Raw genomic sequence first — 13451 nt, 5'->3', positions numbered from 1 at the left:
GCTACGGCGCCCATCCGTCCCGCAGGGCTGGCCGAAATCCTTCTTATGCTGATGCACGCAGAGGCCAGAAGATGACGAACCAACCGGGCTCGGCGCCGATCCGTTTGCGAGTGGTCGCCGATCCGGCGCCGGCTTGCCCGACGGCTACCAAGCCCGACCACGCCGTCCAAGCCCGGCTGGTGACACTGCTGGATGAGATCGCGTCCGGGGATCGGACGGCGTTCGCCGAGTTCTACCGTGCCACCAGCCCGCGGGTGTTCGGGCTCGCGCTGCGGGTCGTGCGCAACCACGGCGCCGCCGAGGACATCGCGCAGGAGGTGTTCCTGCAGGTCTGGTCGCTGGCCGGGGAGTACGACGCGGGCAAGGCCAGCCCGATCGGCTGGCTGATGATGCTGACTCACCGCCGCGCGGTCGACCGGGTGCGCGCCGAACAGTCGGCGACCACCCGTGACCTGGTGTTCGGGCACACCCATCTCGGTCGTGACCACGACATCGTGGCCGAGGAGGTCACCCAGCGGCTCGACGAGCAGTCTGTACAGGACTGCCTCGAGACGATGACCGACCTGCAGCGTGAGGCAGTGGCGCTGGCCTACTACAGCGGGCGCACCTACGTCGAGGTCGCCGCGACCTTGGACGTGCCGTTGCCGACGGTGAAGAGCCGGATCAGGGACGGCTTGAGAAGACTGGAAACCTGTTTGACCGGAGGTATTTCCCGATGAGCGAGACAGATCGGTGGATCTCCGAGTCGCGGCTCGACCAGGCATACGCGTACGCGCTGGACGCGCTGGAACCCCAGCAACGGCGTGCCGTCGACGACTGGCTCGACACCGCGGGCTCAGACGTAGCGTCGAAGTTCCGCGCCACCGTCCATCGGATCCAGGAGACGATGGCGACGGCCACCGTTGTCGATTCGGTGCCGCCACCCGCCCGGCTCGAATCCGCGCTGATGCGCGCGCTTGACCAGCTCGACCCGCAGGTGCGTCCGCCAGCCCCGCGGGACGCACTCGGCAGGCGTCGGAATGTGCGCTGGTTGACCGCCGCCGCGGCCGCCGTCGTGGCCGTTGTCGCCGGGATCGTCGGGGCCGCCGTGATCGACCGGGCCACCGATGACACCGGTGCGATCACCGCGCAGCAGGTGGTCGATCAGTCGGACAGCCGGGAGTCCTCGGTCGCAGTGACCGGTGGCGGCGCGATGACGGTGTATGAGTCCACGGCCCTGGGTGCCGCGGCAGTGTCGTTCCGCGACCTGCCCGCGCTGCCTGCCGATCGCACGTACCAGCTGTGGATCGTACCCACAGGCGGCGCGCCCCGCTCGGTGGCGGTCATGGACGATCCGGCCACTGTGGTCACCGCCGTCGACGCCACCGACACCCTCGCGGTGACAGTCGAACCCGCCGGTGGTTCGCCCGCCCCGAGCCCACCGGTAATCGCCAGCATGACAGTCGGCTGACCCGCTCGCGGCGGGCCATGCCGGCACTCGAAACCTCAGGAGTGACAGCATGGTCCGCCGCATCGCCTTCACCTCTCGTCCGCTGGGCCCCGCCGCTGCCGCGCTCGCCGCCACGTCCGCCGCCGCGGTCGTTCTCGGCGTCGGACACCTCGTCGCGGCGGTCATCGATCCGAATGCCTCCCCGTTCTTCGTCCTGGGCGCCACCGTCATCGACCACACGCCGAGGTGGCTGAAGGACAGTGCTATCCGCTGGTTCGGCACCAATGACAAACTGGCGCTGGCGATCACGATGCTCGGCGTCATGGTGGCCGGAGCCGTTCTGATCGGCCTCCTCGCCCGCCGCCGCCTCGCGCTGGGGGCGGGTGTTCTCGGCGGGCTCGGTGCCGCGGTGGCCGGCCTCGCGCTGCTGCGGCCGACCGCGGGCCTGGCTTTCGCGGTTCCCGCCCTGGTCGCAACGATGGCGGGAGTCGCCGCGCTCTGTCTGCTTTTCGTCGTGCCTGCCGCTCGCGGCGGCCGTGACGGTGACGGGCCGACCCGGCGCGGTTTCCTGTTCGCCGTGGCTGCGGTCGCCGCCGGTGCGGCGGCCGCGGGGGCGACGGGCCGATTCGTCGGGAGCCGTCTGCGTGATATCGGGGCCGACCGTTCGGCTTTCGTGCTACCGCGTGTCGCCGATCCCGCGTCACCGGTGCTGCCCGAGATGGATCTCGCGGTGCCTGGCTTGACCCGCTTCATCACCCCGAACACGGAGTTCTATCGCATCGACACGGCCTTGCAGCTCCCGTCGCTGACGCGTGCGCAGTGGCGCCTGCGCATTCACGGCATGGTGGACCGGGAGGTCGTGCTGGATTTCGACGCGTTGAGCGCTCGCGACGCCGTCGAATCGCTGATCACGCTGACCTGTGTGTCGAACGAGGTCGGCGGCAATCTGGCCGGTACGGCCACCTGGACCGGTTATCGTCTCACCGACCTACTGGCGGAGGCCGGCCCGGCACCTGACGCCGACATGATCCTGTCGCGCAGCGTAGACGGCTTCACTGCCGGAACCCCGCTGGATGCGGTCCTCGGCAATCCGGACGCACTGCTGGCCGTCGCCATGAACGGCGAAGCGCTGCCCGTCGCCCACGGCTATCCGGCCCGGATGATCGTGCCCGGCCTCTACGGCTACGTCTCGGCCACCAAGTGGGTCGTCGACCTCGAGCTCACTCGATTCGACCGGGCCCGTGCGTACTGGACCGAGCGTGGCTGGGCGGAGCGGGCACCCATCAAGACCGCATCACGGATCGACGTCCCGGCCGCATTCGCGACCCTTCCGTCCGGACCGGTCACCGTGGCCGGTGTCGCCTGGGCGCAGGGACGTGGCATCACCGCCGTCGAGGTGCAGGTCGACGACGGCCGTTGGAGTCCGGCCACGCTGGCCGCGGCGTATTCCCTCGATACCTGGCGTCAGTGGACATGGACGTGGGACGCCTCGCCCGGTACCCACACGCTGCGCGTACGCGCCGTCGATGCCACCGGTGTGGTCCAGACCGGCGTCCGCACCACGCCATTCCCCGACGGCGCCACCGGCAGACACACTCGGGTGGTGACAGTGCGCTGACGTAACCGCATCGCACCGGTACCCAGCCCTGTAGCTGCTCGCGGCGAAATACCTCCGCAATAGATCCGCATCTTGGAAAGGAATTCCCCTTGCTGATCGCACCGACGAAAGCCACGAATATCCAGGTGGGAGGATCTGTGAGGACCGAGCTGGGCGAAATAGTTATCGCGAGTACCGTCAGGGACAGTACTCGAAAAGTCGACATAGAAATCGCCGATCCCCGGCAAGACGTCACCAGCCGGGATTGGCACTGCACCTATCGAGTCGATGGCACGAGCACACACCGCGTGCGCGGGACGGACAGGTTGTCCGCCATCTACGCGGCTTTGATCGACATCCAGACCGCGGCAGCCCGATTCGGTTCGCCAGACGCCGCAAGAGACGTGGCCGGGTCGGGAGTACCCGCGGTCCGCCGCACCGGCGAGAGCGGTCCTGCCGCATCCGCGGCGAACATCTGGGAATTCGGCCCACCGCTGGGAGCGCGGGCTGTCGAGACCACCTCTGGTCCGGTTGTCATCGTCATCGGGCGGCCCCGCCTGGATCCGGCTCTTCAGCACACCTATCTGTGCCCCTTCCGTATCGCTGATCGCACCGAAGCGTTCGGGCAGGGATTCGACGATGTACACGCGGTGATGTCAGCGATCCGCAGTGTGAGCGCGATCTTGGGCATACCGCGCGACTGGCCGGCGCCGAACTATCGGACCGATTAGTCACCCGGCGAATCGTCAGGACGGCATCAGCCGAAGTCCGTTTCGACAACCCATCCGCGAAGGCACGCGGCCCGAAGTCCAGATCATGCCGTGTGCGCAGCCGAGTGAGCACACGGTTCATACACGGCCCGTCGCCCCGTTCGATATACCGGAGGTTTCCCCGATAGTGAAGAAGCAACGACGAACCGCTCGCTCGACAACCTCGCAGCTGGCGCTGGGCATCCTGGCCGCCGCCGCGCTGATGTTCCCGGCACCGGCGGCCAACGCGGAGCCGGAGTCCGCACGCATTGTCTCGGTTGCGGCTGTCGACGAGCGACGCCAAGACATCACCGTCTTCTCGGCGGCGATGGACAAGCCCATCACCGTGCAGGTCATCCGCGCCGCGGACACAATGACCCCGCGGCCGACGATGTATCTACTCAATGGTTCGCAAGGTGGCCCGAACCAGAGCGGATGGGACTCGCAGACCGACGCCCACGAATTCCTGCGCGCCAAGGACATCAACGTCGTCACCCCGGTGGGGGGAGCCAGCTCGTACTACACCGACTGGGTGCGAGACGACCCGGTACTCGGCCGCAACAAATGGCAGACGTTTCTCAACGAGGAGCTGCCACCGGTAGTCGAGGACTATCTGAACGCGGACGGCAACCGGGCCCTGGTCGGTGTGTCGATGAGCGGCACCTCCGTGCTGAATCTGGCCATCGCCAAGCCCGGTTTCTGGAACAGTGTGGCCTCCTACAGTGGTTGCGCCCAGACCTCGGACCCCATCGGCCAAGAGTTCGTGCGGATCACCGTCGAGACCTGGGGCGGCGGGCAGAGTATCGAGAACATGTGGGGACCCCGCGACAGCGCGCTGTGGCGGGCGAACGATCCATTGCTCAACGCGGAAGGGCTACGGGGCACAGATATCTATCTGAGCACCGGCACCGGGCTCCCCGGCGCACCGCACGACACCCCCGCGGACGCGCGGGTCCAGGACGGCAGGATTCCACTTCCGATCCAGATCGCTTTCGGCGGCCCTATCGAAGCGGCAGTGCACTTCTGCACGGTCAACCTCGCAAACCGCCTCCGTGCTCTGAATATCCCGGTGACGACGGATGAGCGTGCTGTCGGTACCCATTCGTGGGGCTACTGGGAAGACGATCTGAAGACCTCATGGCCCTTCCTCGCACGTTCGCTAGGTAGCCGAACGAGCTGAGCGGCCCATGAGCTCCTCGATCCACCGGGCCGCGACCGGCATCAGCGCTCCCCCGATATTGATCGCCAGATGTAGGAGGGCGGGGGCGGTGGCACTGCCGGTGCGGCGGCGCAGCACGCCGAAGACCAGCCCGGCCGCGGTGGTCGCCAGCACCGTCGCGGCCACCGAATCACCGGCGACGCGGGCCGGATGCACATGCCACAGCCCGAAGTCGAGCGCGGCGAGGACCGGGGCCGACGGACCGAATGCGTCGTCGAGCAGCCGGTCGAGCGTGCCGCGAAACACCGCTTCCTCGGCCAGCACTGTGCCGACCGGGATGTGTAGCGCGATCCATTCCAGCGTGGAGGTCTCGGGCACCCGCTCGGCGACCTCGAGCGGCACCCGCCGCACCGCCGGAATCGACAGCGCCACCGCATAACCCGCGAGCACAACCGCCGAACTACCGATCCCCCAGCGAAACCCACTGGCCGACAACCACTTCGGCCGACCACCGAATACCGCGACATAGCCCACGGCGAAGACAGTGTGCGCCACCGTGCGCCCGCGCAAGGGAAGGTCGAGCGCGGGCAGTACCCGATTGTTCCACGCCAGTGGAAGTGCCAGCGCAACAACACTTTCAGCGGCGACACAGTGCCGTCGCAGCGCCCCGCCCGACTGCTTACGGTCGTCTCGCGCCACAGCGCGCGCACCCGGCGACACACCGACCGATCGCGCGAGGTTCAGCGCGGCACCGCCGCCGACCCGCGACCGCACGCGCCTCACTTGACCTCCCGCTCGTAGACCTCCGCCGCCACCAGCGCGTCCCGGATGCTCTCGACCACCGCAGTACTCACCCCGGGTGGCGCCGCCACCGCCAGCCACCCGTCGAGCACCAGGCTCCCGTACCGGTGCCCGTGCCCGTCGACCACGCCCTGGGCATTGGTGAGATCGGCGGTGACCTGCCAGAACGTCACGAACGGCGCCCACCGCATCTGCGTCGACACATCCGCGCCGCGCGGCTCGCTCAGCCAATCGGGCTGGGTGAAGATCAGGTCAACCGACCACCAGACGATCGGGTCGGAGGGATGTTGCAGATAGGCGATGCGGGGGGCGCGCCAGGTTTCGGGTGGGCCGAGGTCGGTGGCGTCGTCGGCGAAGCGCACCACAAGACCGTCCGCGTAGACCGGCTCCACCTGCGGTGATCCCGGGTCGCGACGGTCGACGAACTGTTTCCACAGCCGGTTGGAGTTCGGCGGCCCCACCCACAACGCCCCGTCGACCTTCTCGCGCAGATCGGCGAGCCCGTCGAAGGCCGCCTCCGAACCCTGCGAGCCCAGGCTCTCGCCGTAGACGTAGAGCTCGGGCCGCTCCCCTTCCGGTTCGGCCAGCCAGCGCTGATACACCGCGTCGAACAGTTCCCGCCCGGCCGCCGCGGCCTTGTCCCGGTCGGACAGGAACGACAGCACGCTGGGCAGATAGGAGTACTGCGTGGCGACCAGGGCGGTATCGCCACCGAAGAGATATTCCACGGCGCCGGCGGCCATCGCGTTGACCCACCCGGTCCCGGTCGTGGTGATGACCACCATCACGGCACGGTCGAAGGCCCCGGTCCGTTCGAGTTCGGCGACAGCCAGCTGCGCCGCGGTCTGCCCGCCGCGCACCGATTCCAGGCCCACGTACGCGCGGATGGGTTCGCGGGCGGGCTTTCCGGTCACCTCGGCGATGTCGTCGGCGCTTGGCCCGTTGGCGACGAACCAGCGGCCCTCGTAACCCAGGGTGCGCCACGGCGCGAGCGATTCGGGGCTGCCGGACCGTTGCGGCGCCGTCGGCTGCACCGCGAACGGCGTGGTCCGGTCGTTGCGCACACTGAACGCGGAATTGGCCACAGCGATGAACGCGCGCGAGGCGACACCGTTGAACAGCGTCGCCGCGAACACCACCAGCACCAGCGCCCCGGCGGCAGGTGCCAGCTCGCGCGGCACCTTCACCCAGCGGTTGAGCTGACGCGCCAGCACCAGCACCAGCACGCGCAAGGTCCGATACGCGGCGACCACCGCGACCCCGACCGCCACACTCAGCAGCCCGGTGCGCAGGTAGGCGGCGTTGGTGGTGCCCGCCATCCCCATCAGCGAGGTGATCTCGCGCTGCCAGCGCGCCGACTGGATCAGCATCAGCGCCGCGACCAGCGCGCACACCACCAGCACGGTCGCCTTGATCAGGTAGCGCAGCCGGTCCGACGGGCTCGGGAGCGGAATCCGCGCGCGCACCCAGCGCCGGAAGATCCACTCCAGCACACAGCCGAGCCCGTAGCCGATCGCGGCGTTGATCCCGCTGATCAGGCCCTGGAACAGCCAGTCGCGCGGTACCAGCGAGGGCGTCACCGACAGCGCGAAGAACAGCGTGGCCAGCACCAGGCCTGGATAGTTGAGGTCGATGACGTCCTCGGCGCGGCGCAACAACGCGGCGCCGCGCGCACGCAACGTCACGAGGGTCGAGCCTGCCGCAGACACCAACCCAGTATGGCTGCCCGGATTCGGCACGGTCGGCTGTTGTGGATGGCGGGTCGGTCACATCGGCGGCAACTACCCAACGCACTCGAGTAGTTTCACGCGCCCGCGCGAACCCGCCGCTGCGCAGACTTGTTCCCATGAGCACAGCACCCAATGCCAAGCCGAAGAACACCTCGGCCTACATGGCCCAGGCCGCGATCGCTTTCGCGGTCAGCCTGTTCGGGACCGGCGCCGGGATCGCCTACCTGCCGCTGGACGGCTGGCAGCGCGCGTTCCTGGCCATGTCGGGCCTGTTCCTGGTGACCAGCTGCTTCACCCTCGCCAAGGTCGTACGCGACCAGCAGGAGACGCAGACGCTGATCGGGCGCATCGACGAGGCGCGGCTGGAAAAGCTGATCGCCGAACACAATCCGTTCAAGACGGTGTCGTGAGCGAACCGGGGCAGCTCCCGTCGAGGGGTCAGGAGCTGCCCCGGTTCGTCACTTCAGCTGACGCTCGGTCGCCATCGACTCGATCAGATACGTCTTGATCCGCGCCGCCAATTCCGGTGTGTAGTCCGGTGGTTGGGCCACCGCGGCCCACGCGTCGGGCACGAGATCGCCGTAGTTGTGGCCGTGGCCTTCCGACACTGTTTGCGCGCGCGGCAGATCCGCGGCGACCTGCCAGAAGGTGACGATCGGATACCACGACATCGACGGCGACACATCGGGTCCGCGCTGCTCACGCAGCCAGTCCGGCCTGCTGAACAGCAGATCCGGCGACCACCACACCACCGGGTCCGAGGCGTACTGCAGATACACGATGCGCGGATCGGTCCAGTTCGGCGACGGTTTCGCCAGCTGTTCGGCATTCGCGGCGAAACGCACCGACAGCCCGTCGGCGAAGGTCGGGGTGATCTCCCTGGTGCCGGGATCGCGGCGCGAGACGAACTCCGACCAGAGACGATTGGAATTGGGCGGGCCCACCCAGAGCACGCCGTCGGTGCGGTTGCGGATGTCGGCCAGCCCGGAGAACGCGCCTTCGGAACCCTGCGAGCCGAGACTCTCCCCGTAGACGAGCAGCTTGGGTCGTGCGTCCTCGGGCAGCACCGCCCAGCGTTCGTAGACCTTGTCGAACAGCAGCCTGCCCATGGTCATCGACTTGTCGCGGTCGGACAGGAACGACAGCGCGCTGGGCAGATACGAGTACTGGGTGGCGACCAGCGCGGTGTCGCCGTTGAACATCAGCTCGATCGCCTCGGCGCTGGTGGTGTCGACCCAGCCGGTGCCGGTGGTGCTGATGACAACGAGCACCTCCCGCTCGAAGGCCTTGGTCCGCTCCAGCTCGGCCACGGCCAGATCCGTCTGCGCCTCGAAACCGTCGGCCGATTCCAGGCCGGTGTACACCCGGATCGGTTCGCGGGCAGGCTTTCCGGTGACCTCCTCGATGGCCAGCGGCGTCGGCGCGTTGGCGACGAACCAGCGGCCCTCCGAACCGAGCGTGTCCCAGCCTGCGAGTGAGGCCGGGCTGCCGGATCGTTCGGGCTGGATGGGCTGGACCGCGTGTTCGGAGGTGTGGGTGTTCCGCGCACTGAACGCCGAATTGGCCACGGTGAAAAAGGCTTTCGCCAGTACGCCGTTGAACAGCAGCACCGCCGCCACGCCGACGATGAGGATGCCGAGCGGGCGGGCGAAGGAGGTGGGGATGCGCACCCACTGGTTCAATCCACGGCTCACCGCGCGGACCAGGCGCACGACGCCACGCGAGATCCAGATCAGCAGCCCGACCACCACGGCGCCGAGCAGGGTGGTGCGCAGGTAGCCGGCCAGCGATTCCGACACCGGCTCCATCCCCATGAGATCGGTGATCTCGCGCTGCCAGCGCGCCGATTGCAGGGTGATCAGGATCGCGAACACCAGGCACACCAGCACGATCACCGATTTCACCGCGATCGCCGTCCAGCTCGCCCGTCGCGCCCAGATCGCCTGCACCCGGTCCGGCCAGGTGATCCGCGGCAGAACCCAGCGCCGCCAGGCCCAGGCCAGTGCGCAGCCCAGGCCGTAGCCGATGGTGGCGTTGATGCCGCTGACCAGGCCCTGGAAGAACCAGCCGCGCGGCAGCAGCGAGGGCGTCATCGACCAGCCGTAGAACATGGTGGCCACCAGCAGGCCGGTGTAGTTCGGGTGGAAGAACCGCTCCACCAGGTGGATCACGCGGAGCTTGCCGGAATCCGGTGCCGCCGGGGCTGCTCCGGTGGCCGCGGGAGCGGGAGCCGAGCTCGCATCCTCGATGGTCAAGCTCGACTCCTCATCTGCCTGCTTAGGTGTGCGCTCCGAACAGCTTAGGCAGGGTGCCTTCGAACGCCTCGCGCAATTCGGCGAGTGTCACCGAGAACTGGCCCTGCACCTCGACCGAATCCGAGCCCTGGTCGACCACGCCGATGCGCACCCACGGCAGCTGCCGCGCGTCGCACATCTTGGTGAACCGGGTCTCCTCCGAACGCGGCACCGCGACGAGCACGCGCCCGGCCGATTCCGAGAACAGCTGAACGAACGGATCGGAACCTTCGGGAAGCAGAATGCGGCAACCGGTTTCGCCGGCCAGCGCGGCCTCGACGACGGTCTGGATCAGGCCGCCCTCGGACAGGTCGTGCGCGGCGGAGATCATGCCGTCGCGCGAGCCGGAGGTGAGCACCTCCGAGAGCAGCTGCTCGCGGGCGAAGTCGACCTTGGGCGGCACACCACCGAGGTGATCGTGCACGACCTGCGACCAGATCGAGCCGTCCAGCTCGTCGTGGGTGTCACCGAGCAGGATCAGCGATTCGCCCGGCTCCAGGCCGAGGCCGGTGGGGATGCGGCGGTGCACGTCGTCGATGACGCCGAGCACGCCGACCACCGGGGTGGGCAGGATGGCGTCCTTGCCGGTCTGGTTGTAGAAGCTGACATTGCCGCCGGTGACCGGAATACCAAGGGCCGCACAGCCGTCCGCGAGACCGCGCACGGCCTGCTGGAACTGCCACATCACGCCCGGGTCCTCCGGCGAACCGAAGTTCAGGCAGTTGGTGACGGCCTTCGGGGTGGCGCCGGTGGTGGCGACATTGCGGAAGGCCTCGGCCAGCGCCAGCTGCGCGCCGGTGTACGGGTCGAGCTTGGTGTAGCGGCCCGAGGCGTCGGTGGCCAGCGCGATACCGCGACCGGACTCCTCGTCGATGCGGACCACACCGGCGTCGGCGTGCTCGGCGAGCACGGTGTTGCCGCGCACGTAGCGGTCGTACTGCTCGGTGATCCACTTGCGACTGCACAGCTGCGGGCTGGCGATCATCGTCAGCAGGGTTTCGCGGAGCTCGTCGGCCGTCTTGGGCCGGGTGAGGTTCGCGGTGGTGTCGGCGATCAGCGCGTCCTGGGTGTCGGGACGCTGCACGGGGCGCTCGTAGACCGGGCCCTCGTGGGCGACGGTGCGCGGCGGCACGTCGACGACGGTCTCACCGTGCCAGCTGATCACCAGGTGATCGCCGTCGGTGACCTCACCGATCACGGTGGCCAGCACGTCGTGGCGCTTGCACACGGCCATGAAGGCGTCCACGTTCTCGGGGGTGACGACCGCGCACATGCGCTCCTGCGACTCACTCGACAGGATCTCGGCGGGGGTCATGTGCTTGGCGCGCAGCGGGACCTTGGTCAGGTCGATGTGCATGCCGCCGTCGCCCGCCGCGGCCAGTTCGGAGGTGGCGCAGGACAGCCCGGCACCGCCGAGGTCCTGGATACCGACGACGAGTCCGGCCTTGTAGAGGTCGAGACAGCACTCGATGAGCACCTTCTCGGTGAACGGGTCACCGACCTGCACGGCGGGCAGCTTCTTGCGGCCGGTGCCGGTCTCCTCGCCGGAGAAGGTGTCGGAGGCGAGCACGGAGACGCCGCCGATGCCGTCGAGGCCGGTGCGCGCGCCGAACAGGATGATCTTGTTGCCCGCGCCGGAGGCGAAGGCCAGGTGCAGGTCTTCCACCCGCATGGCGCCCGCGCACAGCGCGTTCACGAGGGGGTTGCCCTGGTAGGAGGCGTCGAAGACGGTCTCGCCGCCGACATTCGGCAGGCCGAGGGAGTTGCCGTAGCCGCCGATGCCGCGCACCACGCCGTCGACCACGCGACGGGTGTCGTGGGCATCCGCCGCGCCGAAGCGCAGCTGGTCCATGACCGCGATCGGGCGCGCGCCCATCGCCATGATGTCGCGCACGATGCCGCCGACGCCGGTGGCCGCGCCCTGGTACGGCTCGACGTAGGACGGGTGGTTGTGGCTCTCGACCTTGAAGGTGACCGCCCAGCCGTCGCCGATGTCGACCACGCCCGCGTTCTCGCCGATACCGGCCAGCATGGAGGCCTTCATCTCGGGGGTCGTGGTCTCACCGAAGTAGCGCAGGTGCACCTTGGAGGACTTGTAGGAGCAGTGCTCGCTCCACATCACGGAGTACATCGCCAGCTCGGCGTCGGTGGGCCGACGGCCCAGGATCTCCTTGATGCGGGCGTACTCGTCGTCTTTGAGACCGAGTTCCTTGTACGGCTGCGGAGCATCCGGGGTGGCTGCGGCGGTGGCGACGGTGTCGACCTGCAGTGTCACGGGAGACCAGGGTCCTTTCGGCCGGGGGAACTTGCCGCTGAGTCTAATCGGCCCTGGACGGGCGCCCACGCCGCCCCGTACGGAGCTCGTCACACCCGCACTGCGACCAGGCGCCGACCCGTTACTCTGGCGCGGTGAACGAAAGTCCGGGGGTTGCCGAGCAGGTCGAGCCGTCTGTTCCCGCGTGCCCGCCCGAGTCCATGGACCCGGAGCGTCAGCGGCGCTGGCTGGCCGCCGCGATCGGGCTGTTCGTCTTCTCCGCGGTGATCGCGCTGCTCGTGCACTGGTGGCACGGGTTCATCGACCTGCAGGTCTACCGCAACGGCGCGCGCGTGTGGCTCGACGGCGGCGACCTGTACGGCCCGATGCCGCCGGTCTACGGACTCGGCCTGCCCTTCACCTATCCGCCGCTGGCCGCCATGTTCTTCGTCCCGCTGGCCTTGATGCCGCTGGTGGTGGCCGAGATCGCGGTGCTGACGAGCTCGCTGCTGAGCCTGGCCATCGTGCTGTGGCTGGCCCTGGTCCGGGTGCGGCCCGAGCTGGACCGGATCGCGGTGCTGACCATCGTGATCGGCGGCCTCGGCCTGGCGCAGTACCTCGAGCCGGTACGCCAGACCCTCAACTTCGGCCAGATCAACCTGGTGCTGATGGCTGTGGTGGCCGTCGACGTGCTGGTCCGCAAGCCGTTCTGGCCGCGCGGCATGCTGATCGGGATCACGGTCTCGATCAAACTCATCCCCGCCGGCTATCTGCTGTACTTCCTGGTGCGCCGCGACTGGAAGGCCGCGGCCACCCTGGTCGCCTCGGCGGCGGGTGCGGTGGGCATCGGGTTCCTGCTGTTCCCGAACGATTCGGTGGAGTACTGGTTCCACACCGTCACCGATACCGGGCGCATCGGCACCCCGTACTTCGCGGGTAACCAGTCGATCAAGGGCACACTGTTCCGGCTCGGCCTCGACGAGACGGTGGCGACCGGGCTGTGGATCGCGCTGTCGGTGCTGGTCGTCGGGCTGGCGGCGGTGTGGATGTCGCGGCTGATCAGCGCGGGGTCGGAGGTGGCCGCGCTGCTGGTCAACGCGGCGGCGATCCTGCTGGTGTCGCCGGTGTCCTGGTCGCATCACTGGGTGTGGGTGGCCCCCGTGCTGGTCCTCGCGGTCGACCAGGCGACGCGGCGCCGCTCGCGCGCCTTCACCGCCGTGGTGGTGTTGTTCACGCTGATGTTCATCGTCGGGCCGCAGTGGGTGCTGCCACATTCCAACGACAAGGAACTCGCCTGGGCGTGGTGGCAGCAGATCATCGGCAGCAGCTACGTGTGGGCGACGTTCGCGGTGATCGTCTACGCGGTGTGCACGTACCGGCCGAACAAGCCCGCCGCCCAGGAGCTCCCGGCCGCGTAAGACCGGCCCCGCGGTGTGGC

At 68.6% G+C, this 13451-nt stretch carries 11 protein-coding genes; 7 read left to right on the top strand and 4 right to left on the bottom strand.

Going from position 1 to position 13451, the window contains the following annotated elements; translation table 11 throughout:
- Nucleotides 1-71: 71 nt before the first annotated feature.
- The 5 genes from sigK to ACFXK0_RS23745 all read left to right on the top strand — a co-directional run bounded on the left by sigK (nucleotide 72) and on the right by ACFXK0_RS23745 (nucleotide 4955).
- Complete coding sequence (gene sigK / locus ACFXK0_RS23765) at nucleotides 72-719, top strand: ECF RNA polymerase sigma factor SigK (RefSeq protein ID WP_379412902.1); 648 nt, start codon at nucleotides 72-74, stop codon at nucleotides 717-719.
- Entirely contained in the window at nucleotides 716-1450 is a 735-nt protein-coding gene (locus tag ACFXK0_RS23760) for an anti-sigma factor domain-containing protein (protein ID WP_379412901.1), read from the top strand. The genes sigK and ACFXK0_RS23760 overlap by 4 nt, the downstream gene beginning before the upstream one ends.
- Nucleotides 1451-1499: 49 nt before the next feature.
- Nucleotides 1500-3047: a molybdopterin-dependent oxidoreductase gene (locus tag ACFXK0_RS23755; protein ID WP_379412900.1), complete on the top strand. Its 1548-nt coding sequence runs from the start codon at nucleotides 1500-1502 to the stop codon at nucleotides 3045-3047.
- Nucleotides 3048-3136: 89 nt separating this feature from the next.
- A complete protein-coding gene (locus tag ACFXK0_RS23750; protein ID WP_379412899.1) occupies nucleotides 3137-3757 on the top strand; it encodes a DUF6968 family protein in 621 nt (206 codons plus the stop codon).
- A gap of 166 nt (nucleotides 3758-3923) precedes the next feature.
- Nucleotides 3924-4955, top strand: coding sequence for an alpha/beta hydrolase (locus tag ACFXK0_RS23745; RefSeq protein WP_379412898.1), 1032 nt, complete (start codon nucleotides 3924-3926; stop codon nucleotides 4953-4955).
- Here the strand turns inward: ACFXK0_RS23745 and ACFXK0_RS23740 are convergent.
- Nucleotides 4935-5717 carry a CPBP family intramembrane glutamic endopeptidase gene (locus tag ACFXK0_RS23740; RefSeq protein WP_379412897.1) on the bottom strand — a complete coding sequence of 261 codons (783 nt, stop codon included), beginning with the start codon at nucleotides 5715-5717 and terminating at the stop codon, nucleotides 4935-4937. The genes ACFXK0_RS23745 and ACFXK0_RS23740 overlap by 21 nt on opposite strands.
- On the bottom strand, nucleotides 5714-7444 hold the full coding sequence (locus tag ACFXK0_RS23735) for an alpha/beta hydrolase (protein ID WP_379412896.1): 1731 nt from the start codon (nucleotides 7442-7444) through the stop codon (nucleotides 5714-5716). Before ACFXK0_RS23735 ends, ACFXK0_RS23740 begins: the two co-directional genes overlap by 4 nt.
- A gap of 137 nt (nucleotides 7445-7581) precedes the next feature.
- Here ACFXK0_RS23735 and ACFXK0_RS23730 point away from each other — a divergent pair, with 137 nt between their 5' ends.
- Nucleotides 7582-7875, top strand: a complete 294-nt coding sequence (locus ACFXK0_RS23730) for a YiaA/YiaB family inner membrane protein (protein ID WP_379412895.1) — start codon at nucleotides 7582-7584, stop codon at nucleotides 7873-7875.
- Between the two features lie 48 nt (nucleotides 7876-7923).
- On the opposite strand, the gene ACFXK0_RS23725 is transcribed toward ACFXK0_RS23730, so the two are convergent.
- Both ACFXK0_RS23725 and purL read right to left on the bottom strand, forming a co-directional pair.
- The gene (locus ACFXK0_RS23725; RefSeq protein WP_379412894.1) at nucleotides 7924-9720 is read right to left on the bottom strand and encodes an alpha/beta hydrolase; all 1797 of its coding nucleotides are present in this window, start codon (nucleotides 9718-9720) and stop codon (nucleotides 7924-7926) included.
- A gap of 22 nt (nucleotides 9721-9742) precedes the next feature.
- Complete coding sequence (purL, locus tag ACFXK0_RS23720) at nucleotides 9743-12034, bottom strand: phosphoribosylformylglycinamidine synthase subunit PurL (RefSeq protein WP_379412893.1); 2292 nt, start codon at nucleotides 12032-12034, stop codon at nucleotides 9743-9745.
- A gap of 134 nt (nucleotides 12035-12168) precedes the next feature.
- Between purL and ACFXK0_RS23715 the strand changes: the two genes are divergently transcribed.
- Nucleotides 12169-13431: a glycosyltransferase 87 family protein gene (locus ACFXK0_RS23715; RefSeq protein ID WP_379412892.1), complete on the top strand. Its 1263-nt coding sequence runs from the start codon at nucleotides 12169-12171 to the stop codon at nucleotides 13429-13431.
- The last annotated feature ends 20 nt before the right edge of the window (nucleotides 13432-13451 follow it).

This window comes from Nocardia sp. NPDC059177 (assembly GCF_042755165.1).
Lineage (GTDB): Bacteria > Actinomycetota > Actinomycetes > Mycobacteriales > Mycobacteriaceae > Nocardia.
Note: the sequence above shows the minus strand (reverse complement) of the source record. Positions and strands in the feature narration are given on the sequence as shown.